General features: G+C 67.8%; 18 protein-coding genes. 6 read left to right on the top strand and 12 right to left on the bottom strand.

Annotated features, from left to right (window positions below; all coding sequences use genetic code 11):
* Positions 1 to 22 precede the first annotated feature (22 nt).
* The 5 genes from ACQY4K_RS05225 to arfB are packed head-to-tail and all read right to left on the bottom strand — an operon-like array spanning position 23 to position 5,044.
* Positions 23 to 1,507 carry an efflux transporter outer membrane subunit gene (locus ACQY4K_RS05225; protein WP_428394042.1) on the bottom strand — a complete coding sequence of 495 codons (1,485 nt, stop codon included), beginning with the start codon at positions 1,505 to 1,507 and terminating at the stop codon, positions 23 to 25.
* A complete protein-coding gene (locus ACQY4K_RS05220) occupies positions 1,504 to 2,421 on the bottom strand; it encodes an efflux RND transporter periplasmic adaptor subunit (protein WP_428394040.1) in 918 nt (305 codons plus the stop codon). Before ACQY4K_RS05220 ends, ACQY4K_RS05225 begins: the two co-directional genes overlap by 4 nt.
* A 2-nt stretch (positions 2,422 to 2,423) precedes the next feature.
* Positions 2,424 to 2,618, bottom strand: coding sequence for a DUF1656 domain-containing protein (locus ACQY4K_RS05215; RefSeq protein WP_428394038.1), 195 nt, complete (start codon positions 2,616 to 2,618; stop codon positions 2,424 to 2,426).
* The gene (locus tag ACQY4K_RS05210) at positions 2,608 to 4,620 is read right to left on the bottom strand and encodes an FUSC family protein (RefSeq protein WP_428394036.1); all 2,013 of its coding nucleotides are present in this window, start codon (positions 4,618 to 4,620) and stop codon (positions 2,608 to 2,610) included. Before ACQY4K_RS05210 ends, ACQY4K_RS05215 begins: the two co-directional genes overlap by 11 nt.
* 4 nt (positions 4,621 to 4,624) lie before the next feature.
* Positions 4,625 to 5,044: an alternative ribosome rescue aminoacyl-tRNA hydrolase ArfB gene (arfB, locus tag ACQY4K_RS05205; protein ID WP_428394034.1), complete on the bottom strand. Its 420-nt coding sequence runs from the start codon at positions 5,042 to 5,044 to the stop codon at positions 4,625 to 4,627.
* Positions 5,045 to 5,153: 109 nt separating this feature from the next.
* Here arfB and ACQY4K_RS05200 point away from each other — a divergent pair, with 109 nt between their 5' ends.
* Positions 5,154 to 6,134: a hypothetical protein gene (locus tag ACQY4K_RS05200; RefSeq protein ID WP_428394032.1), complete on the top strand. Its 981-nt coding sequence runs from the start codon at positions 5,154 to 5,156 to the stop codon at positions 6,132 to 6,134.
* On the opposite strand, the gene ACQY4K_RS05195 is transcribed toward ACQY4K_RS05200, so the two are convergent.
* Positions 6,068 to 9,715 (bottom strand): hydantoinase B/oxoprolinase family protein, encoded by a 3,648-nt coding sequence (locus ACQY4K_RS05195; RefSeq protein WP_428394030.1) that lies wholly within the window; start codon positions 9,713 to 9,715, stop codon positions 6,068 to 6,070. The two genes, ACQY4K_RS05200 and ACQY4K_RS05195, sit on opposite strands and share 67 nt — an antisense overlap.
* A 129-nt stretch (positions 9,716 to 9,844) precedes the next feature.
* Between ACQY4K_RS05195 and ACQY4K_RS05190 the strand changes: the two genes are divergently transcribed.
* Positions 9,845 to 10,177: a hypothetical protein gene (locus tag ACQY4K_RS05190; protein WP_428394028.1), complete on the top strand. Its 333-nt coding sequence runs from the start codon at positions 9,845 to 9,847 to the stop codon at positions 10,175 to 10,177.
* A 6-nt stretch (positions 10,178 to 10,183) separates the two neighbouring features.
* Here the strand turns inward: ACQY4K_RS05190 and ACQY4K_RS05185 are convergent, their stop codons facing one another.
* Positions 10,184 to 11,512, bottom strand: a complete 1,329-nt coding sequence (locus ACQY4K_RS05185; protein ID WP_428394026.1) for a hypothetical protein — start codon at positions 11,510 to 11,512, stop codon at positions 10,184 to 10,186.
* 29 nt (positions 11,513 to 11,541) lie between these two features.
* On the opposite strand from ACQY4K_RS05185, the gene ACQY4K_RS05180 reads away from it, so the two are divergent.
* From ACQY4K_RS05180 to ACQY4K_RS05170, 3 genes are read left to right on the top strand one after another with little or no spacing between them, the layout of a single operon-like run.
* Entirely contained in the window at positions 11,542 to 12,282 is a 741-nt protein-coding gene (locus ACQY4K_RS05180; protein WP_428394024.1) for a class I SAM-dependent methyltransferase, read from the top strand.
* Positions 12,279 to 15,686 (top strand): DNA polymerase III subunit alpha, encoded by a 3,408-nt coding sequence (dnaE, locus tag ACQY4K_RS05175; RefSeq protein WP_428394023.1) that lies wholly within the window; start codon positions 12,279 to 12,281, stop codon positions 15,684 to 15,686. The genes ACQY4K_RS05180 and dnaE overlap by 4 nt, the downstream gene beginning before the upstream one ends.
* Complete coding sequence (locus ACQY4K_RS05170) at positions 15,683 to 16,660, top strand: FkbM family methyltransferase (RefSeq protein ID WP_428394021.1); 978 nt, start codon at positions 15,683 to 15,685, stop codon at positions 16,658 to 16,660. Before dnaE ends, ACQY4K_RS05170 begins: the two co-directional genes overlap by 4 nt.
* Before the next feature lies 1 nt (position 16,661).
* Here ACQY4K_RS05170 and ACQY4K_RS05165 read toward each other — a convergent pair whose 3' ends face one another.
* Genes ACQY4K_RS05165 through ACQY4K_RS05145 form a run of 5 tightly spaced genes read right to left on the bottom strand, consistent with a single transcriptional unit; the run spans position 16,662 to position 21,710 of the window.
* The gene (locus tag ACQY4K_RS05165) at positions 16,662 to 17,315 is read right to left on the bottom strand and encodes a TetR family transcriptional regulator (protein ID WP_428394019.1); all 654 of its coding nucleotides are present in this window, start codon (positions 17,313 to 17,315) and stop codon (positions 16,662 to 16,664) included.
* Between the two features lie 9 nt (positions 17,316 to 17,324).
* Positions 17,325 to 18,110 carry an SDR family NAD(P)-dependent oxidoreductase gene (locus tag ACQY4K_RS05160; protein WP_428394017.1) on the bottom strand — a complete coding sequence of 262 codons (786 nt, stop codon included), beginning with the start codon at positions 18,108 to 18,110 and terminating at the stop codon, positions 17,325 to 17,327.
* A 60-nt stretch (positions 18,111 to 18,170) separates the two neighbouring features.
* A complete protein-coding gene (locus tag ACQY4K_RS05155) occupies positions 18,171 to 19,094 on the bottom strand; it encodes an SDR family NAD(P)-dependent oxidoreductase (protein ID WP_428394015.1) in 924 nt (307 codons plus the stop codon).
* A 23-nt stretch (positions 19,095 to 19,117) separates the two neighbouring features.
* Complete coding sequence (locus tag ACQY4K_RS05150; protein WP_428394013.1) at positions 19,118 to 19,711, bottom strand: TetR/AcrR family transcriptional regulator; 594 nt, start codon at positions 19,709 to 19,711, stop codon at positions 19,118 to 19,120.
* Between the two features lie 55 nt (positions 19,712 to 19,766).
* Positions 19,767 to 21,710: a glycosyltransferase 87 family protein gene (locus ACQY4K_RS05145; RefSeq protein ID WP_428394011.1), complete on the bottom strand. Its 1,944-nt coding sequence runs from the start codon at positions 21,708 to 21,710 to the stop codon at positions 19,767 to 19,769.
* 75 nt (positions 21,711 to 21,785) lie between these two features.
* Between ACQY4K_RS05145 and ACQY4K_RS05140 the strand changes: the two genes are divergently transcribed.
* The gene (locus tag ACQY4K_RS05140) at positions 21,786 to 24,479 is read left to right on the top strand and encodes a M16 family metallopeptidase (RefSeq protein ID WP_428395979.1); all 2,694 of its coding nucleotides are present in this window, start codon (positions 21,786 to 21,788) and stop codon (positions 24,477 to 24,479) included.
* The last annotated feature ends 5 nt before the right edge of the window (positions 24,480 to 24,484 follow it).

Raw genomic sequence — 24,484 nt, 5'->3', positions numbered from 1 at the left:
AAGCAAAACCCGCGCCAAGCCGTTACGGAGCCGCCATCGCATGCTGCGCCGCCAGGCTGACCGGCAGCCTGGTTGCACTCAGCGCCGCCCCCTGCCAGCCGGCACCGAGTGCCACATAGAGCGACACCGCATCACGTAGCCGGGCGAGATCGCCGATCGCCGCCTCGTTTTCGCTCGCGTAGGTGGCGCGCTCGGCGTTAAGCACGTCGAGGAAGCCGGTCAACCCGGCAGCATACAGCCGCCTGGCCCGCGACAGCGCCAGCGCATTGTCGGCTGCCGCGCGATGCAGCACCGCGTCGCGCCGCTTGTCGTTGCCATAGGCAACCAATCGATCCTCGACCTCGCGAAAGCCGGTGAGCACCGTCTGACGGTAGGATAATCGCGCAGCCTCGGCCTCGGCGCGGGCCTGCCGCACCCGCGCATCCAGCCGGCCGCCGTGATACAGCGGCTGGGCGGCACTGAGCACGAGCTGGAACGCCAGGCTGTCGGCGCTGAATAGCTCGTGCAGCATGCTCGATTGCAGGCCGATCGATAGCGGCAGCGAGAAATCCGGATACAGCTCGGCCACAGCTATGCCGATCCGCGCGGTCGCCTCGGCGTAGCGCCGTTCTGCCTGCCTGATGTCGGGCCGGTTGGCGATCACCATCGACGGCAATATCACCGGCAGCGCCGGCACGCGCGGCAGTGGTGCCGGGTATTGCAGCATCGCCTCCAGGCTGCCCGGCATCTGGCCGAGCAATACGGCGATGGCGTGGCTGAGCTGGGCGATTTCGGTGCGCAACGGATCCGTGGTTGCAAGTTCGGTCTCCAGCTCTGCCTGCGCCTGGGCGACCTGCAGGCTGGTGCCGATCCCTTCGGCGAACAGGCGCTGAGTCAGGCCGAGATTCTGTCGTGCCGCGCCGATGTTGCGCCCGGCGATGGCGAGCTGACGCTGCGCCGAACGCAAGCCGACATAGTCGCCCACGAGTTCGCCGAGCACCGCCAGCAGCATACCGCGACGGGCTTCGATATCAGCACCGACCAGCGCGTCCTGCGCCTGGATTTCGCGTCGTATGCGGCCGAACACATCGAGCTCCCAGCTCGCGGTAAAACCCGGGCTCCAGAGCCGATTGCTCGAGGACACGCCGGGCAGCGGCGGGAACTCGAGGGTCGTCGAAAAGCGCTGGATGCCCGCCTCGCCGGTGGCGTCGATCTGCGGCGCCAGCGTGCCCGCGAGTTCCTCGCGCACGTCGCGCGCCGCCAGCAGCCGCTCTCCCGCGATCTGCAGATCGAGGTTGCCGGCGATCGCCCGGGCTACCAGCCGGTCGAGCACCGGATCACGGAACGCCGCCCACCAATCCGCCATGCGCGCCTCGGTGCGCGCGATCTCCGCTGGTGTCGCCGCATGCTCGGTCCAGCCAATGGGGATTTTGGTGCGCGGCGGGTGGTAGTCGGGCCCGACCGTGCAGCGGCACAGCAGCAGCAGCAGCGCCGCTCCCCAAGATCGCCTTGAAGATGGGCGCCTCAAAGATGGGTCTCGAGCCAGCTCTGCAGCGGCGCGCGCCGCCGCCCGGTGCCGACGCTGACCGAGCAGGTCATGCCTGCGGCCAGCAGCACACCGGCAGGGATGTGGTCGATATGGATGCGCACCGGAATGCGCTGGGCCAGGCGCACCCAGGTGAACACCGGGTTGACGTCCTGCAGGCCGAGGCCGTTGGCGGTGCCGTTCTGGTCCTGAATACCGCGGGTGATGCTCTCGACATGGCCGGTGAGCAGTGGCGCATAGGCCATGAGCTTGATCGAGGCCGGCTCGCCGACATGGATCCCGCCAAGCTTGGTCTCTTCGAAATAGCCATATACCCAGAAGCTATCGGAATCGATCAGGGCAATACGGGCCTGGCCGGCCCCGACATAATCGCCTTGGCGCAGGGCAAGGTTGGTAACGTAGCCATTGACCGGCGCATACAGCGTCGCACGGGCGAGATTGAGCCTGGCCACATCGAGCGCCGCCTGCGCCGCGTCGACGGATGCCTGCGCGGTGCTTGCCACCGAATTGACGCGCGCGCGCTCCTCCGCCGAGACGATGCCGCCGAGGCCCTGGCGGCGCTTGGCGTCGGACTGGCGCAGACGCAGATCCTCCTGGGCGGTCTGCAAATGCGCCTGGTCCTGGGCGATCGCCAGACGGAAGCGGGTTGGGTCGATCTGAAACAGCGGCTCTCCACGCCGGACCTGTTCGTTGTCGCGGACCATCACCGATACCACCGTGCCGGAGACCTCTGGGGCAATATCGACCACATAGGCACGCACCCTTCCGTCACGGGTCCAGGGGGCCAGCATGTAGGTGCGCCAGAGCGCCGCACCGAGCACCAGGGCCGCGACCACTACGGCGAGGGTGAGGGTGACCTGCACCACGGCGCGGATCAAAGGGAGGGAGGACTTCATCTTCAGACCAGCAACACCAGCAACGACAGGATGCACAGATACAGCGCCAGCTCGAACAACGGCAGGTTCCAGACCAGACGCATGAAGCCGGCGCGCCACAGCACCGCGCGCAGGACGAGCAGGAGCGCCAACGCCGCCAGGGCATACAGCACGATCGGTGCGAACAGCACGCCGGCGACATGCACCTCAGCCAGCATCGGCGAGCCTGAAGTCGCGCGCGAGGAAATGCGGTATCGCCTTAATCAGGCGCGCGATCTCGCCCAACAGGGCGGCCGCGCGCGCGACCTGCACCGGCATCGCCGGCTGTGCCGCGAGCGTCGCCGCGGCGTTCGCCACCATGTCGGCGGCCGCGAGCGGGTCGCGGCGCAGGTCTGCCGCCGCGCGCAGCGCCGCCGCCACGCATTCCGCCGTCTCCGGTGAGAGCCCGGGCAGCATGGCGCGCAGCCGCAGCACGCAGCGTCCGATCTCGACCGCGATCAGGGCGCAATCCGTGACGCGCTGCCTGCGGGCGGCATCCACCCCGGCCAGCCGCTGGATCAGGCGCAGCACCTTTTGCATCTGCTGGTATTCCCAGACCGCGCGATCGGGCGCGCGCCTGCCGGAAGCGGCCGAGGCCGCCGCACGGGCCAGGGCGCGCGAGAGCCGGTTACTGTCGCGCGTCGCATTGGCCGGCAGCAGCACGCGGAACACCACGATCAGGCTGGCGGCGCCAATGATGAACGCAAGCCACCCATTGAGCAGGGTGATATCGTTGAACCTGATCGGGTTGCCTACGGCGATCATCGCATTGAAAAACACCACGTAACCGAAGGCGCGCAGGCCATGGCGGGGGTGGAACTGCAGCCAGATCCCCGGCAGCAGGCACACCCCGAGGGCCGCGATCAGCAGCGGGAAGCCGTCGATCCGCGACAGCAGAAAGGTCTCGCAGAACCAGCTCGCCGGGATCGCGAGCAGGGTGCCGATCGAGAAATCGACGCTGGCGCGCGAGGCGCTCGGGTTGGTGGCAAGCAGGCAGGCGGCGGGCACCAGGAAAGCCAACAGTGTCGGGCCGCTCGGCCATTGCGTGACATACCAGAACAGGCAGGCGAGCATGGTGACGATGCCGCCGCGTGCGCCGTTACGCAGCGCCGTCGGCCAGTCCAGGAACGGTCGCAGCCGGCTGTGGCGCTGGCTGGGGGCCACGTCGGTCAGCCGGACGATCGCGTCATGCAGGCGGCCGAGCAGGTCATGCGCGCGGTCAACGTCGCCGAGGCCAACGAGATCGGCAGTCGGTGCCTCCAGCATGGCCGCGAGGCTCTCGCGCGCCTGGGTGAGTTGATGCAGCACCGCATCCGGCGCGTCCACGGCGATGCAGCCAAGCGCTGCGGTGGCACGTGCCACCTGGTCCGCGAGGCGGCCGGGTTCCAGGCTCGATGTGCGTGGATGCAGCGCCGAGAGGCTGCCCATCAGGTCGGCCGCACCCAGCCTGAGCGTTCCCGCCCGGCGCGCCACCGCGCTGCTGTCGGCAGCCGCATATTCGATGATCTCGTGCAGGCCATTCGCCCGGGTCAGCAGCGCCTCGCGGTCTTCGCCGCCGCCGCCGCCGAAATGCATGGCAAGGGCCGCGCCGGTATCGCGGATCAGCCCGAGCGAGGCCTCCGTCAGGCGCGAGGGCGCGCGCAGCTCGGTCAGCAGGAACACCAGGGCCGCCGAGACAATGCCGACCGAGACCGCCGAGACCCGCGACAAGGCGCTCGGGAAGATGTCGTTCGGATTGGCAAACGCCGGGTTACAGACAATAATGATGGTGTAGCCGGCGAGCACCGCGGCATAGGCCTTGAAGTAGCGCAGCAGGGTGGAGACGACGCAGGCGGCGCCGATGCACAGCGAGAACATGATGAAGAACAGCAGCGGCGTCTGCGCGAAGGCTGCCATCAGCACCACCGCCAGCACAGCGCCAATCAGGGTGCCGAGCAGGCGCCACAGGCTTTTCGAGACCAGCGCGCCGCTGACCGGGTTGGCGACGATCAGCACGGTGACCGCCGCTGACGACGGTGCCTCCAACTGCAGCGAAAAGGCGACATAGAGCGCCAGCGCCACCGCCGCCAGGGTTCGCACGCAATAGAGCGCCGTGGGTCCATGCGCGGCCAAGGCATCGCGCAACGCTTGCCCCGCCACGGTGCTGACGGCCGTGCGTGACAGCGGAGAGGCCTGGTCCACCTCCTCAATCCTGCTCGGGCAGCGCGCGCGACCGCTTGGTGGCGGCACGGTGGCTCTTGGCTTCGAGCCGTCGCAGGCGCTCGCCACGGGAGGCCTTGGTCGGCCGGCGCCGGATCGGAACCTTCGCCGCCTCGGCGATCAGCTCCGCCAGGCGCGCGATCGCCGCCTGCCGGTTGCGCTCCTGAGAGCGGAACTCGCGCGCGGTGATGACGATGACATCCTCGCGGGTCAGCCGACTGCCGGCAAGCACCGCCAGCCGTGTCAGTAGCGGCGGCGGCAGGCCACTGGCGCGCAGATCGAAGCGAAGCTGCGCCGCGGTGGCAAGCTTGTTGACGTTCTGCCCGCCCGGGCCGCCGGCGGTGATGAAGCTGATCTCGAGCGCGTTCGCGTCGATGGACAAGCCGGGGGCGATGTCCAGATGCATCAGGACCAGCGGATCATATGGAAGGTCACCGACCAAAGATGTAACCTGCACATACCACTACTTCACGCGAGGAGCGCCAGGCATTGAACGCGGCCGAGCCCCCATGGACATGAACCAGATCAGGTCTGCGCAGGTGGCGCGACGTTATGGTGCATTAGCCGCGTGGGCCGTTGCTTCTCTTCTGGTGCGATTCTGGCTCTTCCGTCATCTTCCGGTCAGAGTATGGCCCGGCGCTGCTCTGCTGCTCATGCTGATCGCCGCTGGATGGTTTTGCCGTCGCACGGGTGCGCATCACGGCAACGATGCGCGTCTCCAGAAAGCCATGCTTGCGCTTGTGGGGATGACGGCCGGGTATCTGCTGCTCCCGGCACGGGTGCGACATGACGTTGTTGGAAGTGCTTGCGGCTCGGTAACGATCGTCCTGGTCGTGATGAGCATCTCGCTGGCCCTGGCCTGGGTCAGGATCGCGCAAGCGAAGGAGCCCAATGCCAACCTCCGTACGGCCTTCGAGGGTGTGCTGCCCGCGGTTTTGATCTCCATCGCGTATCGCGAAATGGCAATCCTGAGATCGTTGTTACTTCAGTGGCGGCGGAAGCCGACAGGGGGATCGATCCGGATCTTTGCCTATCACCGCAACGGGATCGACCTGGCATTATGCTGGGTGATTTTCTTTGCAACCGTCCCGGAGGTTTGCGTCACCCACCTCGTTGTCGCGCACTGGACGGTGCGATGGGCCTGGGTTGCAACCAAAATCGGGGCGCTCGGCGGCCTTTATGTCGCAGGCTTAGCCAAGTCACTCTACATCCGACCGATCGAGCTGCATTCGGATCACCTGCTGCTGCGCAACGGTGCGTTGCGCGAGCTGGAGCTGCAACTCCGCGATATTGTCTCAGTCGATGCAAGCGACGGCGCGCCGAAGTCGCCGGTCGTGAAGATGTGGCTGTTCGAGCCGCCCAACGTCGCGATCCGTCTTCGCCGCGGCTCGTCGAGCGCGCAATCGGCCGGCGGGTTGGACGTCGCGTTCTACGTCGATGAACCGCGAGCCTTCCTGTCCGCCCTGGATTTCGCTCGACCGTCCGGGTTGCCGTAGCCGCCGCCGCCTGGGGTCTCGACGATCAGCTGGTCGCCGACCTCGAGCTGCATCTGCGCGACGCCTGCTTGCGGCTCGATGCGGCCGTCGGCGCGTTGGATCCATTGCCGGCCGGCTGTCCCCGGCAGTCCGCCGGCCAGTCCAAACGGCGGCACGGCGCGACTCGATGCGACCAGCACCCCCTGCATCGGGGCGAGAAAGCGCAGCCGGCGTATCGCGCCACAGCCGCCACGCATGGCCCCGTCGCCGCCGGAGCCCGGGCGCACGGCGAACGCCTCGACGCGCACGGGATAGCGCAGTTCCAGCACCTCTGGGTCGGTCATGCGGGTGTTGGTCATATGGCTGTGGATGGCATCGGCACCATCGAAGCCCGGCCCGGCGCCGGTGCCTCCGCAGATCGTCTCATAATACTGCCGGGTGCGATCGCCGAACAGCAGGTTGTTCATCGTGCCCTGGCCTGCGGCCATCACGCCGAGGGCGGCGAACAATGCGTTGCAGGCGACCTGGGAGATTTCCGTGTTGCCGGCGACCACCGCGGCTCCCGGCGCTGGTGAGAGCAAGGTGCCGGGCGGGATGACGATCCGCAATGGTGCCAGGCAGCCGTCATTGAGCGGGATGTCGTCGCCGGCGAGGCAGCGGAACACATACAACACCACCGCGCGCAGCACCGCGGGCGGGGCGTTGAAGTTGTCGGCGCGCTGCGGCGAGGTGCCGGTGAAGTCGATCGTGGCACCATCGGGATTCTTGCGGACGGCAACGCACAGCCTGCCGCCATCGTCCATCGCGGCGGTGAATTGCCCGTCTTGCAGGTGGGCGAGGGTGCGGCGCACGCTGGCCTCGGCGTTGCGCATGACCAGGCGTGTGGCGCGCGCGAGGGTGTCGGCGCCGTGCGCGGCCAGCGCCCGTTGCAGTTCGGCGACGATCCGGGCGTTGGCGGCGATCTGGGCGCGGATGTCGGCAAGGTTGGTGTCTGGATCGCGGGCCGGATGCGGACCGCTTCCCAGCAACGCCCGGAACTCGGCCTCGCGCAGATGGCCGTCGCTGACCAGCAGGAAATCGTCGATGACGACGCCCTCTTCGCCCAAATGGCGCGAAAAGGCCGGGGTCGAGCCCGGGGTGGTGCCGCCGATATCGACGTGATGGCCGCGGGCGCCGGCAAAGAACAGCAGCCGGCCGCTGTCGGGATCGAACAGCGGAGTAATGACCGTAATGTCGGGCAGATGCGTGCCGCCGTCGAACGGGTTGTTCAGGGCGATGACGTCGCCAGGCCGCAGGCTTTGCGCGCGCCGTCGCAGCACGCTGCGCACGCTCTCGCCCATGGCGCCGAGATGCACCGGCACGTGCGGCGCGTTGGCCACCAGCCGGCCCTCGGCGTCGAAGAGGGCGCAGGAGAAATCCAGCCGCTCGCGGATGTTCACACTGCGCGCGGTGTTCTGCAGCACCGTGCCACCCTGCTCGGCGATATGCATGAACAGGTTGTTGAACAGCTCGATGAAGGCGGGCTCGGGCTGCTCGACATGGTTGCCGGCGGCAGCGCTGCGTTCGATGATCATATTGCCGAGGTCGGTGATCCGCGCCGTCCAGCCGGGCTCGATGACAGTGGTGGCGTTGGCCTCGATCACCAAAGCAGGGCCGGACAGGACATCGCCGGCGCGCAGGTCGGCGCGGTCGAACAAGGCCGCGTCCAGCGCGCACCCGTCGCGGTGCAGGACGGTGCGGTCCGCATGCGGCGCCTCGCCGCTCGCGCGGATGGCGAGAGAGGGTGCCGGCGGCGGCGGCGTGACGGTGCGCACTTCCACGCCTATGGCATCGACGATGATCGCGCGGTCCGGCTCGTCGAAGCCGAAGCGGGCACGATGCTGGCGAGCGAAGGCGTCGTGCACGCTTGCCAGGTCGCCGAACGGCACGATCAGCACGGCCTCGCTGCCTGCCTGGCGCAGATGCAGCCGCCGATCGATTGCGGTCTCGGTGCCGGGGTCGGTCTCGTCCGCGAGAGCGGCCGTGGCTTCGTTGGCGAGGGTGTCGCAAATTCCCGCAAGGCGCGCGAACGTGTCTGGGGCCCAGGCGATATCGATGGAGCGTTCGCGCAGCACGCTCTGCTCGGCCAGGCCCATGCCATAGGCGGAGAGCACGCCGGCGAGCGGGTGCACCAGGATCGTGCGCATGCCGAGTGCATCCGCAAGTTGGCAGGCATGCTGGCCGCCGGCGCCGCCGAAGCAATGCAGCGCGAAGTTGGCCGGGTCCTCGCCGCGGCGCACAGAGATCTCGCGGATCGCGTTGGCCATATTGGCGACCGCGATGCGCAGGAACGCCTCGGCCAAGGCGTGCGGCGTGTGGCGGGTGCCCGTCTCGGCCGCGACTGCGTCCGCCATGTCGGCGAAGCCTGCCTGCACCGCGTCGAGATCGAGCGGGGCGTCGCCGTTCGGGCCGAACAAGGCGGGAAAGCGCTCGGCGCGGAGATTGCCGAGCAGCAGATTGGCGTCGGTGACGGTCAGCGGGCCGCCATTGCGATAGGCCCGCGGCCCAGGGAACGCACCGGCGCTCTCGGGTCCGACGCGCATGCGCGCACCGTCGAAGCGCAGCACCGACCCGCCGCCGGCGGCGACGGTATGGATCGCCATCATCGGCACCCGCAGCGCCAGCCCGGCGACGCGGCTCTCCAGGCGCCGCTCGAAGCCCCCCCCTTGCAGCGTGCCGTCATACAGCGCGACATCGGTCGAAGTGCCGCCCATATCAAAGCTGATGATGCGCGCGAGACCCGCGCGTTCGGCGGTGCGCGCCGCACCCACGATGCCGCCGGCGGGTCCGGAGAGGATCGCATCACGGCCGGAGAAGCGCCCGGCGCCGGCGAGCCCGCCATGCGATTGCATGAACAGCAGCCTGGTGCCGGGAAGTGCTGCGGCGAGGTGACCGACATGGCGAGAAAGCACCGGGGATAGGGCCGCGTCGAGCACCGTGGTCTGCGCCCGCGGCACCAGACGCAGATGTGGACTGACCTGGTGGCTGACCGAGATCTGGGTGAAGCCCGCCTCGCGCGCCAGTTCGGCGAGCCGGCGCTCATGCACGGGATACGCCCAGGCATGCAGCAGCGCGATCGCGCAGGCCTCGATGCTGTCGTCGCGGGCCTGGGCGAGCAGCGCACGCGCCGTGTCCTCGTCGAGGGGAGTGATTTCCTGTCCGTCGGCGGCGAGGCGGCCGTCGATCTCGCAGGCGCGCTCGTGCAGCGGGGGCGGTCGTGCGATGGCGCGCGCGAACAGGTCGGGGCGCGACTGGTCGCCGATTCGTAGCAGGTCGCCGAGGCCGCGATTGGTCAGCAGCAGCACGCGCGCGCCGTGCCGTTCGAGCAGAGCGTTGGTGGCGACCGTGGTGCCCATGCGGACGCTGCCGACCAGGCCCGGCGGAATCTCAGTACCCGCGGGCAGCCCGAGGGCGGCCGCAATCCCGGCCAAAGCCGCGTCGCTCCCTTTCGCATCCTGGCTCAGCCGCTTGCTGGCCGATAGCCGGCCCCGCGGATCGCATGCCACAATATCGGTGAAAGTACCGCCGCGATCAATCCAGAAGCGCCAGGGTACGGGGGTCATGGCGGCTGCGTTGACGAAGCTTTGGGACACACGTCAACAAGAAAGCTGGTGTTCATCCGCGAAAGAGCCGAAACTGGGTCCAGTAAGCAACAGTCTGAGAAGCGGAAGTGAAAGTTGAGCGAGGCAGTGATGAGCCGTGACACGCCGGCGACCCAGGCATGGCGCCTGATCCATGAACGCGGCATGCCGGTCAAGGCAGCGGCACAGACAATGGGATTGGTCCCGCACGAGGTGTTCGAGCTGCTGGCGCGCGAGAAGCGCCGTCGCGACGCCATCTACGACCGGCGCGCCGCCGCAGCCCCTGCGGTCGGGCCGGAGGAGAGTCCGCGCCTGCTCGCTCATCAGGCCGCCTTGCGAAGCCGCGCGCTGAGCTTGCTGCAGCAGGGTATGGAGCCGGGGGCGATCTGCCAGCGCCTCGGCAAGCATGTCAGTTGGCTGAGCGACCTGCGCAAAAAGGCCTGACCCGTCTCACGGGGGCGCCAAGATGGCGATCCGCCGCTTGCCAAAGAAGTCCATGATCCCGTGCGCGGTCCAGTCGCCTGCGGCGGGTTCGCGGTAACTGCCGGGGGGAATGCCAAGACCCCCCGCGAGCGCCGTCCTGGGCGGAAGTCGGAAAGTCATCGCGCCTATGTCCGGCATGCGACCGGCCTGCCAGTTGGCACGAAGTGTCGTGGCAATAGCCGGCATCAGCCGATAGTCCGCCAGCAGCGCCGGTAGACGGGGTGCGAGGCCGATCAGGCAGGCCAGGATCAGCATTGCCGGACCGAGTCGACGCGTCGGTAATCCGGGCGGCCAACGGGTTGACGCCACCGCCAGCGCGGCAAGCGCCAGCACGATCCAGCATTGCCGCAGGCTGTCGTGGCGCTGGCAGCAGGACGTCCCGAATTGGTAATAGCCGGCGGCGATGCTGGCCGCGGCGGCCACGACCAGCGCTGCGGCGAACACCGCCAACGTGCGGCGCGGCTGCCGGGCGGGTGCCGAACCCGGGCTGCTCCAACGCAAGCCGGCCACCAGGCAGAGCTTCGCCGGCCACAGCGAGAGCAGGTCGGCGAGCAGGTCGCGGGGCACCGGACGCAGGCTCGACGCCAGATGGTGCATCACCCCGAGTTGGCGGATGGCCTCCGGGGAGACCATACGGTGGTGCGCCAGGGTGAACAGGACGAATCCCGCGACCGGCAGCGGCGGCACCAGCAGGAGCACGGGACGCGGCTGGCTTGCGGCGAGGAGCACGCTCAGCGGCACCGCGGCGATGGCGCCCGTCTCGCTGCTGGCAGCACAGGCGACGAGGCTCGCCGACAAAGCGAGGCGGCCAGCGCTGCTTGTGGTCCGGCCGTCGATCAGCAGGAACAAGGCGAGGCTGCTCGCGGCCAGCGTGGTCAGGTATGCGACGGCGCCAGCCGGCCAGAAAAAAAGCTCGGCGATCCTATGCCCGAGCAGGAACATGCACGCGACGCTGAGCCCAATCAGGATCCGCACGGCGTTTGCGGCGCGCGCGGTGATCAGCACCGTGGCGAACAGCAATCCCCAGAGCAGGCCGAGGAACGGCACGGTAAACGGCCGCATGAACGCAGCCGCGAGGCGGCCATACCCGAAATACACCAGTTCCGAGAGCGGCCGCGGGCTCCAGCCGTCGATTCGCGCCTGCCACAGATAGCGCCAACCGAAATCGCGGGCGAAGGCAGCGCAGATATAATCGTCCCCGCGCCAGTGCGCCTCGCCCAGCAGCCCTGCATGCGCTGCCAGAATGGCGACGCAGAGTACGATGCCGACCGCCGGCAGGCTTCTTTCGACGTGCATGCCCGGCACTCCTACAGCATAACACGACGATGACACTGCCCCCCGAAGCGCCCACGCTGCCCGCACGCCTGCTGCATGGTGCAAGCGTTCTGCCCAACCGCGAGGCGATCCTGCCGCTACTCCCCAAAGGCTGCGAATTTGCCGAGGTCGGGGTCGGCACCGGCGGGTTCTCGCGGCTGGTGCTGTCGGTCTGCGCGCCGCGCTTGTTCGTCGCCATCGACGAATTCCGGCTGCACGAGCTCGACACACTCTGGGGGCAGCCGACGCAAACCCTGTTCGGCGGCGGCACCCATGCCCAATCCTATCGCTCCGGCTTTGCCGATCGTATCGGCTCGGGGCGCATGCGTGTGCTGGAGGGGGACAGTGCCGACTGCCTCGAACAGCTCGAGGATCGCAGCCTGGACGTGATCTATGTCGATGCCGACCATCGCTACGAGTTCGTGCGACGCGATCTTGCGGTTGCCGGGCGCAAGGTGCGCGACGATGGGTGGATCATCGTCAACGACTACATCATGGTCGCCGAACTGGGCGCCACGATCCCCTACGGCGTGGTCAACGCCACGCACGAATTCATGATCGAGCATGATTGGGGCATGCAGTATCTGGCGTTGCAGACCCGGATGTTCTGCGATGTGGTGCTGCGTCCCAGCCATCTGCTGCCCGACCTCGCTTCTCTCCAGCACGAAGTGGCGCTGCTGCGTGCCTCGACCTCCTGGCGCGTGACCCGACCGCTGCGCGCGGCGGTGGGCCTGTTGCGGTCCCGCCGATGACCCGCGCCGACTTCGTGCATCTGCGCGTGCACTCCGCCTACTCGCTCAGCCAGGGCGCGATCCGGATACCGGACATCGCGGCGCTGGCCCAAACCGAGCGGATGCCGGCGGTCGCGATCACCGACACCGCCAACCTGTTCGGCGCCCTCGAATTCTCGCAATATTGCACCGGCCGTGGCGTGCAGCCGATTATCGGCTGTCAGGTGATGCTTGCCACCGAAACCGTGCGCGCGCCGCTGGTGGTGCTGGCACGCGACGCGCGCGGGCTGGACAATCTGCAGCGACTGTCGTCATCGGGGTTCCTCCGGAGCGACCCGGCCGATCCGTTCGTCTCGCTCGACACGCTGAGCGCGCATGCCGAAGGCCTGGTGCTGCTCACCGGCGGCATGCGCGGCCCGCTTGCGCGGCTGCTTGCCGAGCGGCAGCCGGAGGCAGCCCGGCACCTGATCGCGGCACTCCGGGAGGCGTTCGGCGACCGTGCGATGATGGAGCTGCACCGCTTCGGCGAGCCGTCGGAGCGGGCGATCGAGCCGGGTCTGATCGGTCTCGCCGACGAATTCGGCCTGCCACTGGTCGCCACCAACGAGTGCTTCTTTGCCACTCCCGCGATGCACCAGGCGCACGACGCGCTGCTCTGCATCGCGCAAGGCCGGACGCTCGCCGAGCGCGACCGCTGGCGGGTGACACCCGAGCACTGGTTCAAGCCGGCGTCGGCAATGCGCGCACTGTTCGCCGACCTGCCGGAGGCGTGCGACAATACGCTCGCGGTCGCCCAGCTCTGCGCGGTGATGGTGGAGACCCGCAAGCCGCTGCTGCCCGCCTGCGCCAAGCTGCACGATGGCGCGAACGAGGCGCAGACCCTGGCCGCGATGGCGCAGACAGGGCTTGCGGCCCGCCTCACCGCAATGGACGCGGGCGAGGCGACACGCACCCGCTATGCCGACAGGCTGGCTTTCGAGCTCGGCGTGATCTCCAAGATGGGCTTCGACGGCTACTTCCTGATCGTCGCCGACTTCATCCAATGGGCCAAGGCGCACGACATTCCCGTCGGACCCGGCCGCGGCTCGGGCGCCGGGTCGCTCGCCGCCTGGGCGCTGACCATCACCGATATCGATCCGATCCCGTTCGATCTGCTGTTCGAGCGCTTCCTCAATCCCGAGCGGGTCTCGATGCCCGACTTCGACATCGATTTCTGCCAGGATCGTCGCGACGAGGTGATCGCCTATGTGCGCGAGGAATACGGGCAGAACCGGGTGGCGCAGATCATCACCTTCGGCAAGCTGCAGGCGCGCGCCGCGGTGCGCGACGTCGGCCGGGTGCAGGGCCTGCCCTACGGCATGGTCAACAAGGTCGCCGAACTGATCCCCAACAATCCGGCGAAGCCCGTGACCCTGGCGCAGGCGATCGCGGGCGAGACCCGATTGCAGGAGATGCGCGACAGCGACGAGGGGGTGCGCCGGCTGCTCGAGACCGCCTTGCAGCTCGAAGGCCTTTATCGTCACGCCAGCACGCATGCCGCCGGCGTGGTGATCGGCGACCGCGACCTGGTCGAGCTGGTGCCGCTCTACCGCGACCCGAAGACCGACACCCTCGTCACCCAGTTCAACATGAAGTATGTCGAGCAGGCTGGCCTGGTGAAGTTCGACTTCCTCGGCCTCACCACGCTGACCATCCTGCAGCGCGGGTTGCGCATGCTCGCGGCCCTTGGCACGCAAATTGATCTCGCCCGCCTGCCGCTGGACGACGTCCGCACCTACGAGATGCTGGCGCGCGGCGACACCGCCGGCGTGTTCCAGTTCGAGGGTGCGGGCATGCGCGACGTGCTCAAACAGATGCGCCCGACCCGCATCGCCGACCTGATCGCCGCGGTCGCCCTGTTCCGGCCCGGACCGATGGCCAACATCCCGGATTACTGCCGTCGCAAGCATGGCGAGCCCTGGCAGCCGCCGCATGAGGAGCTGCGCGAGATTCTGGCCGAGACCTACGGCATCATGGTCTACCAGGAGCAGGTGATGCAGATCGCGCAAAAGATGGGCGGCTACAGCCTGGGCTCCGCCGACCTGCTGCGCCGGGCGATGGGCAAGAAGATCCGCGCCGAGATGGACCAGCAGCGCGACATCTTCACCGAGGGTGCGGTGGCGCGCGGGATCGGGCGCGACAAGGCCGTCGAGGTGTTCGAGCTGATGGCGAAGTTCGCCGACTACGGCTTCAACAAGTCGCACGCGGCGGCCTACGCCCTGGTCTCGTATCAGACCGCCTGGATGAAGGCGAACCATCCGGTGGCCTTCCTCGCCGCCTGCATGTCGCTGTCGCGCGAGCGCACCGACAAGCTCGCGGCCCTGCGCCAGGAGGCCGAGCGGCTGGGGGTGCGGGTGCTGCCGCCCGACATCAACCGTTCCGACGCCGATTTCATCGTTGAAGTCGCCGAGGACGGCACCCAGTCGATCCGCTATGCGCTGGCCGCGATCAAGAAGGTCGGGCTCGGCGCGATGCAGGCGCTGGTGGCCGCGCGTGGGCCGCGTCCGTTCGCCGACATCGCCGACATCGCCTCACGCGTCGATGCCCGCCAGGTCAATAAGATGCAGATCGAGAACCTGGCGCGTGCCGGCGCCTTCGATACGCTTGATGCGAACCGTGCGCGCCTGTTCATGGCCGCCGAGACCATCCTGCGACGCGCCCAGGCGCAGGCGGAGGAGGCCGCGAGCGGGCAGACCGGCTTGTTCGGGGGTGCGGCGCAGCCCGAGACGCTGCGCTTGCCCGACGTGCCGGACTGGCCGGGCATTGAGCGGCTCGGCATGGAAGCGGATGCCGTGGGCTTCCATCTGACCGCGCACCCGCTCGACAGCTACGCCGGCCTGCTGCGCCGCCTGGGAACCACACGCTGCACCGGCCTGGAGGCGGCCGCACTAGCCGGCATCGGCCGGGTGAAGATCGCCGGCTGCGTCGTCGACCGCAAGGAACGCCCGACCCGCACCGGCGGACGCATGGCCTGGGTGCGCCTGTCGGATGCCTCCGGCGCCTGCGAGGTAACGTTGTTCTCCGAGGTATTGAGCCGCGTGCGCGACATGCTGGTGGCCGGACGCGCGGTGCTGGTCACCGCCGATCTGCGCATGGAGGGCGAGATGCTGCGCGTCACCGGCCAGGACGTGGTCGAGCTCGACCGGGCAGCGGCGGACGCGGCGGCCGAGATGCGTATCTGGGTCGAGCGACCGGAGGCGCTGGCCTCGATCGGCGCCATCCTCCACCGCGAGCGCGGCGGCCGCGGCCGGGTGGTGCTGATGCCCTGCCTGGATGCCTCGCAGGACCTCGAAGTGGCACTCCCCGAGCCCTATCGGGTGACACCGCGCCTGGCGCAGGCGCTGAAACTGGTCGCCGGCGTCGTCCGCATCGAGGAGGCCCCATGATCGTCCCGCAGCACCCGTGGACCCTGGACTTCCCCGCCGAGGCCTCGCCCGCCGACATCTACTACTGCTTTCGCCTGCTGCTCGGCCGCAACCCGAACCCTGAGGAGTGGACCGGGCACTCCCAGATGGCGGGCCAGGCGCTGCCCGGGGTGGTGGCGAGCTATCTCGGCAGCCTGGAGTTCTCCCGTCGCGGCCTGCTCGCCATCGGCGGTCCCGGCGACATCCTCCTCGCCGAACTCGAAGGTTTCCGGATCTATTGCGATGTGAGCGATCCTGCCGTCGGCCGACACATCCCCGGCGGCGGCTACGAGCCGGAGATCGCGGCCCTGTTCCGCCAGATCCTGCGGCCTGGCATGGGTGTCATCGATATCGGCGCCAATATGGGCTTCTTCACCATGCTCTCGGCGTCCCTGGTGGGCGATGCGGGCTATGTGCTGGCGGTGGAGCCGAATGCGCGCAATGCCGGTCTGCTGGAATGCAGCCGACAACTCAACGGCTTCGCCCAGGTCCAGGTGGCGCAGGTCGCTGCCGGCCCGGCGACCGGGCTGCTGGCGCTGCACAGCGCGCAATCCACCGGCACCGCCTCGGAGGTACCAGCCGGCCTGGAGGCAATGCTGTCGGCTCGCACGGTCCCGAGCCTGTCACTGGATTGCCTGATCCCGCCGGAGCGCCGCATCGACTTCATCAAGGTCGACGTCGATGGCGGCGAATACACCGCCCTGCTCGGTTGTCGCCAGACGATCGCGCGCGACCGTCCGCTGATCGTCAGCGAGTTCTCGCCCGGCGCCATGCCCGGCATCTCCTGCGTCGACGGCGAAGCCTATCTGCGCTGGCTCGGCGGCTTCGGCTACGAAGTCTCCGTGATCGAGCCGGACGGCACGCTGACGCCGATGCAACAACGATGGGCGGACGTGCTGGCGGCACACCGCGCCCGCGGCATCGACCATATCGATATCCTGGCGACGCCGGCATAAGTCATTTCGGGCCTGCCAAGGCCCCGCGCCAGTATTCCGTCAAGGCTTCGCGTAGCTCGGTGCTGAACTCCGGGTGAATGGCCGCCAGGATCGGTTCGCCCTCGAAGCTTTCATCATGCTCCGACAGGCGCGACGATTGCCAGAGGCCGCGTGTCAACGCGAAGGTCCGCATGACCAGGCGCACGCCGCGGCCGTCCGTCAGCTTGAGCGCCTGATCGATGACTTGCCCGGTCTGCACGAGCTTTTCAGCAAAGCCGCGCTTGAACATTCGTAGCTTCGTCGGCTCGATGTTGTTTTCGAGCATCGCGTAGCCGAGCGCGTCGAGCCGCAGGAGTTCAGGATATCGATGCAGGTGGTCGATATAGGTCGCGCAAAAGACCGAAACCTTGTCCGCATGCTTCCCTTTCGCCAGGCGAAAAATCGTGGCAATGGCGCTCAGCAGGATCTCCAGACCTTGCAGCAGGAGCGCCATGAAGATCTCCTCCTTGGTCCGGAAATAGAGATAGACTGTGCCCTTCGCGAGCCCCGCGGCCGCGGCGATCTCGGCGGCGGAGGGCAATGTTCCGTCACCGGCAATAAAAAGGTCGCTTGCCGCTCGCAGGATCGCCTCTCGTCGAGCCTCCTTGTCCAGCGGGGCGATCGCGTGCCGAACCATGGATGACATTCAACCCTTCGACATGCGCAACACCATCTTCGCCTGCTGATGCCGCGACATCAGGCGCGTGCTGAACGCCATGATCCCGTTCAACCGACCGGCGACCACGCTAGACTTGCCGGCGAACAGGGCATCGAGGCCAATCTCGGCCACCGAAGCGGGCGCCAGCACCGTCCGCTGTAGGGCTCCCGCTTTCGGCTTGAACCCCGATACCTCATTGAAGCCGGTGTTCATTAAACCCGGCGTAAGCACGGTCACGCCGACCTTTGGTGCCAGTTCCACATGCAGGGCCATGCCGAACGCCAGGACATAGGCCTTGCCAGCACCATAGGCTGCGAGCAGCGGGGTCGGCTGGTAGGCGGCGAGGCTGGCGACGAGCAGGATATGGCCGTGTCCGCGTGCGGCCATTCGCTTGCCGAACAGTTGGGTCAGTTCGGTCAGTGCCACGATATCCAGCGAGAGCATGGACCGTAGGCGCTCCGGATCATGCTCGACGAACGCGCCGGCAAGGCCGAAGGCGGCGTTGTTGACGAGGATATCCACCTGAACCCCCCGCTTGTCGAGGCGATCGGCCAAAGCCGCGGCGGCATTCGCTTCGGACAGGTCAATGGCTTCGACCACTGCCTCGACGCCGAAAGTGTCGCGGAGCCGGGCCGCAAGCTCGCGCATCGGTCCCTCCCGTCGCGCCACCAGGATGAGGTTGCTTTGCCGCGCTGCCAGCGCCGTCGCCAAGGCGACGCCAAGCCCGCTGGAGGCGCCGGTAACCAGTGCCCAGTTTTGTTTGACAGCAGCCATGCGAGCCTCAAAGTGACTGACGGTCACACAATATGACCAGTGGTCATTTGAGAGCAAGGGTCAGAGCGCCGCTTGCTTTAACAGGCCCCGTGTCTCTCTCACCACCCGCTCGGCGAACTCCGGATCGCGCACTTGCGAAGATCCCTGCATCGGACGGCCGGCGTCATCGTAGTAGACGCCCGTCGCTCCCGACTTGTCCGTGACAACCTTCGTAATCACGGCCGCGGCGCGCTTGGGCGTACTCCAGTATTTCACGATCGGAGCGAAGAGCGGCAGCACGTACTTCAACAAGAAACGCAGCACGGGGCCCGCTTCCCGCGAGAGGCCGCTGCTCGGCGTAAAGCCTGGCTCAACCGCATTGAAGTGCAGGCGCCGGTCCCGGGCGAAGGCCAGGACCGTGGCGAGGTTGCACTGCTTCGACGTCGCGTAGGCATCGCCGCCGGGCAGGGCGGAACCGCCGGCCTTCCACTCGCCCCGGGCGCTCGCCTCGGCGGAGATATAGCGGCCGCCTCGGAAGCCCGCGAGCACGGCAGGCTTGCGTTCAGGGTCCTCAACGCCGGAGACGACGAAAACCAGGTTGCCGCCTTCGGCCATGTGCGGCGCGAGACCCTCGGTCAGGGCGAACGGACCCAAATGGTTGGTGGCGAAGGTCAGGTCCCAGCCGACGGAGTTCTTCGTGGGCCGCATTTGATGCAGACCGGCATTGTTGACCAGCCCGATAATGGAGAGTTCCAGCGCGACGATGTCTTGGACCGTCTTCCTGACGCTCGACGGTTCGGAAAGGTCGCAGACGACCGGCAAAGCCTGCCCACCCGCTTTTTTAATCGTCTTCTGCACGTCGTCGAGTTTGCGCGGGTCGCGGCCGACCAGGACGATGGTGCCGTGCCTGGCCAACTGGAAAGCGGTGGCGCGGCCGATCCCGGATGTGGGCCCGGTGATGACGTAGGCTCGTTGCTTGTGATCCGTCTCGGCGAGGTCCGGCATCGGCTTTTCCTGTGACGACGTCGTTAGTCATTCGGTTTTGCGAGTCTTCTTCGCCCGAGCATCCGCCACACCGCTTCGAAGGCGGTTTGACTGTGCGCCTGGGCGCCCGCGGGGTCCTTGATCATGAAATCGACGGTGGTCTCCGCAACAGCGTTCATCAGGTCGAAGACGAACCTCAGCGGGACGTCGCGCATCGGTCCGCTGGCGCGCAGCTTTTCAATAAGGTCGCCAATCCCGGCCAGTGCATGGTGCGCGACCTGCCGGCTTTCAGCGGTGATCTCGTCCGAGACACTGAGGTGGGCCAGGGCGCGGCGCTTCTCGGGCGACGCGGCCGCCCACATCAGCCACGACGACCACATATGCGAGATCTGTGCGTGCAGATCACTTTTTGCGGGCAGTCCGGCGAGAGCGGCGGCACCTGTCTCAGTCTTCAGATCGATGTAGAGTTGGTTGAGCAGGTCCGCCTTGGTGGCAAAGTAGGTGAACAAGGCACCGTTCGACACGTCGGCTTGCCTTGCGATCAGTGCCGTGGGCGCGCTCAGGCCTTGAGCGGCGATAATCCGGATCGCCGCCGACTTGATCGCGTTCTGCTTGTCGTCGCTTTTCGACCTCGCCATGCCAAAACTCCTATTAAAGAGTGAGCAGTCAGTCAATATCGGCCGGAGACGGCGCCTATCGGCTTCCTGGGCAGCCTGGTGACGTCGCACTCAAGGGCGACAGCCGCATCGCGTAGAGCTTGAACGAAAGCGGACGCGGATCGCGGCCCAGATGCAGTTGCGCAAGGCTGCGCGAATCATCGGTAACAAACCGCACTTGTACGGTGCCGCCTCCTTGGCGCGGCGCGATGCAGAGCGAGGTCTGCGCGAAATAGCTGGGCGCCCCGAGCGTCACGGTTCGCGCCCGCCCGTCGTCCACGCTGATCGCGACATGCCGTGCTGGCGCACCGGCGACACCGGCAAGGCGCCACGACAGCACGGCGCCGGCGGCCCCTGTCGCCGTGTCGAGGTGAAAGGCGAGGATCGAGCTGTGGCCTTCGGCCCAGGTGCCGTCCGGGTCGGTTGGGGCGAAGCCGTCGATCTCGTAGATCAGCCCTGCGCCCGATCGTGAAAAGTGCACCTTCTGGCCGAGTACCAGTTTCGAGGCCGCGAGCGGGCGCGCGCCGACGCGTACGCCACGGCAGAACACGGTATTGATCCAGAACAGGCTGGCCGCGCGCAGGCAGGGGGGCGCCAGAACGAAACCGTGAATGCGCATCTCGGCGCGCACCACCGGCATGACCGGCAGGTCGTAGTTCAGCAGCCACAGACGGCCGTCGCTCGCAGCCAAAATCCGGTCGGTGCGTCGCGCCAGTATCCCCTGCGACCGCAGCAGGGTGGACATCATCCCAAAGCTCGCAGCCGGGTAGGGCGGAGTGGCGACCCAGATCCCCAGCGGGTGCGTCAGCAGTCCGTAGGTGGCGCGGGGCGGGATGCCGGCCGGAACCCGCAGCACCTCCGACCAGGGCCGGTGGAAGTAATCCGCGGGTTTGGTGGTGAGCACCAGTGTGACGGCCGCGAGCGCCATCGCGGCGGGACGCGGGGCCAGGGCGACGACGGCGAACAGGCCGCAGACGATCTCCAGGCTGACCGCGTAGCGTTCGATCGGGCAGAGCAGCAGCCAGCCGGCGAGCCCGAGGAGCAGGTAGGCGCCGAGCGCGTCGCCCGCATCGAACCGCCGTAAGCGCGCGTGGAGCCAGAGGCGCAGAACCGCGAGGCAGGCGGCGACCGCCATCCGGCCGTCGCGGATCGTCACCTCGCCGGTGGCGTCCGAGCCGATTGCGAGCCGGAACGGAATGGCCAGCGCGTGCATCAGGCCCTGATAGTGGTAGCGCGTGTCGCTGAAATTGATGAAGGCGGCGGAAGGCGCGCGGAACAGCCGGTTCATGAACGGAAACAGCGGGCTGCCATAGACCTGCCAGAGATGCAGCGCCCACAGCCCATCGGCGAGCAGCCCTCCCAGCATGATGCCGGCGAGCACGATGCAGGCACTGCGGACGGACCCCAGCCTAGCACTCGCCGCGAGCAGTGCCGGCAACAGGAACAGGCTGGTCGGCTTGATACCGATGGCGGCTCCGGTCAGGGCACCGGCCAGCAGCAGGGCCGCACGCCCGCGTGGCCGGCGCAGCACGATCAGCAGCGATGCCAGCGCCGGTGCCGCGAGCCCCAGATCGGCAAAGCTGGTGCCGAGTTCGCCGAGCACCATCGGCCCGGTGCAGGCCGCAAGCGTTGCCAGCGCCGCCGGCAGGAGCCGGCGCGAAACCGTCCAGGCAATCGCCCACGCGAGCATCAGGGCTGCACTCTGCGAGACGGCGACGAGCAGGCCGGCCGCGAGCGGTGGTGCCAGCCGGTGCAGGGCGTAGGGCAGCAGATAAGGCAGCGGGTTGAGAAAGCTCTGCGGGCCGGCCGGTGCCGCATCGCGCGCCCCACGACCGTGCAACAGGGCAAAGGCGTCGTAGCGGTGGTAGTTCTGCAGGTCCCAATTCACGTCCTGCCCGCGCCAGGCAGCCCAGGCGACGCAGCCGGTCAGGATCAGCAGGCAGGCGAGCAGGTGGCGGCGATCCTGGGCCGTTCGGAGCATGATCACGACCTCGCCATCGGCTGGGCGGTTATGTCAACCGAGTGGCTGGCCTATATCGTGACGGTTGGATCGCGGATGGGGCAGGGCATGAAGTGGCGGGCTGGATTTGGGCTGTTTCTCGGCGTGACGCTGGCTGGCGCTTATGCCGACGCACGCGTCCGCCATGACGTGTTACGCGACACGCTGGCCAATGGCCTGAGGGTGGTGATCGTGCGCGACCAGCTCGCACCGGTGGTGACGTCGGAGATCAGCTACCTGGTGGGCTCGCTGGAGGCGCCGAAGGGCTTTCCCGGCACCGCGCATGCGCTTGAGCACATGATGTTTCGCGGCAGCCGGGAGCTCGACAAGAACCAGCTCGCCGAGATCGGCGCGCGGCTCGGCGGCGGCTACAACGCCCAGACCACGGAGACCGCGACACAGTATTTCTATACCGCGCCGTCGGAGGATCTCGGCGTACTGCTGCATATCGAGGCGCTGCGCATGCGCGCCCTCAGCCTGAACGCGGCAGACTGGGAGCATGAGCGCGGCGCCATCGAGCAGGAGGTGTCGCGCGACCTCTCCAGCCCGTTCTATTCCTATATTTCGCAGGTGCAGGCGGCGATGTTCGCCGGCACCCCGTATGCGCACGACGCGCTCGGCACGCGGCCCTCGTTCGATGCCACCGACGTGGCCTTGCTGCGGCATTTCTACGAGGCGTGGTATGCGCCGAACAACGCGATCCTGGTGATCGCGGGCGACGTCGATCCGGACAAGGCGCTGGCCCAGGTGAAGGCGGAATTCGCAGCGATCCCGCGCAAGACGCTGCCGGCACGACCGGATGTGGCGCTCACACCGGTCAAGCCACAAATGCTGGCGCTTGACACCGACTATCCGGTCGGGTTCGCGACCGTCGCCTACCGGCTGCCCGGCCTGCAGGCGAAGGATTTCGCCGCCGCCGACGTGCTGTGCGACGTGCTCGGCGACCAGCGCGGCGCCCTCTACGGGCTGGTGCCGGCGGGACAGGCGCTGGCCGCCGAATTCGCCTATGAACCCAAGGCGACGGTCGGCTTCGGGGTCGCACTCGCGGCCTTCCCGAAAGGCGGCGATCCGGCACCTCTGCTGGCCCACATGCGTGCGATCCTGGCCGATGCAGCCTCCAAGGGCGTGTCGCCGGAGCTGGTTGCGGCCGCCAAGCGCAAGGAAGTGGCCCAGCTCGCCTTTGCCAACAACAGCATCAGCGGGCTTGCAAACAGTTGGTCCCAGGCGCTGGCCTTCCAGAACCTGTCCTCGCCGAACGCCATCGCCGCCGCCTACAAGGCCGTGACCCCCGCGGATGTCGACCGCGTGGCGCGGCTGTATCTCGATTCCACGCATGCGATCACCGCGGTGCTGACCCCGAGCGAGGCCGGACGCAGGATTGCAGCACACGGCTTCGGCGGGGCTGAATCGTTCGATGCAACCCCGGATCATCCGGTGGCACTGCCGCAATGGGCCAGCAGTGCGCTGGCACAACTGCATGTGCCGCCGCCCGGACCGCCGCCCACGGTCAGCACCCTCGCCAACGGCCTGCGGCTGATCGTCCAACCGGTGCATGTCAGCCGCACCATCTCGGTGTTCGGCCAGGTCCGCCAGGATCCCGATATGCAGACCCCGGCCGGCCGGGAGGGCGTGTCGCAGGTCACCGAGGATCTCTTCAATTACGGCACCACCCATCTGGACAGGCTGGCCTTTCGCAAGGCCGCCGACGATATCGCCGCCAACCTCAGCGCCGGCGCCGTTTTCTCGCTGCAGGTGCTGACCCCGGAATTCGACCGCGGCGTGGCCCTGCTCGCCGACAATGAGCTGCACCCCGCCTTCCCGGCGGCGGCGTTCGGTGTCGTGCGCCGGGAGGCCGCCGACGGTGTCGCCGGGCTGCTGCAATCGCCGGCCTACCTGTTCGGCTATGCGGTGAACAAGGCCGTCCTGCCAGCAGGCGATCCCAAGCTGCGCCAAGCCACCCCGGCCAGCGTGATGCACCTCACCATGGCCGACGTGCACGACTTCTATGCGCGCAACTTTCGGCCGGATCTCACCACCATCGTGGTGATCGGCGACATCACGCCGGCACATGCACGCGCGGTCATCGAAAATTCGTTCGGCGGCTGGAAGGTGCCCGGTCCCACACCGCACATCGACCTGCCGCCGGTGCCGGCGAGCCTTCCGTCGCATTCCTACGTGCCGGACAGCAGCGCGCTGCAGACCAGCGTGGCACTGGCCGAGACGCTGCCGCTCGACGTCGCAGACCCCGCGCACTTCACCCTTAATCTCGGCAACGAGATCCTCGGCGGCGGCTTCTCCTCCCGGCTCTATCGCGATCTGCGGGTCAAGTCGGGCTATGTCTATACCGTCGGCAGCCGCTTCAACTGGACCCGCACACGCGGCGAGTACGAGATCACCTACGGCGCCGACGCCGGCAACGTCGACCGCGCCAAGACATTGGCGCTGCGCGATCTCACCGCCATGCGGGAAAAGCCAGTCAGCGACGACGAACTCAGACTGGCCAAGGCCTCGCTGCTGCGTCGCCTGCCGCAGGAGCGGGCAAGCACCGACGCGCTGGCGATGGAGGACCTCTATCTCACCGACCTCGGCCGCCCGCTCGACCAGCCGCAGATCGCGGCCACCGCCTATTTCAATACCACCCCGACACAGCTCCAGGCCGCGTTCCGCAAATGGCTGCGCCCACAGGACCTGGCCGAGGTGGAAAAGGGGCCGCCCTTGGCCAAGGCGCAGCCCGCGTCAGCCACGCATTAGAGGCA

It is taken from the genome of Lichenicoccus sp. (genome assembly GCF_965276875.1).
GTDB lineage: Bacteria > Pseudomonadota > Alphaproteobacteria > Acetobacterales > Acetobacteraceae > Lichenicoccus.
This window is presented reverse-complemented; position numbering and strand designations above follow the sequence as displayed.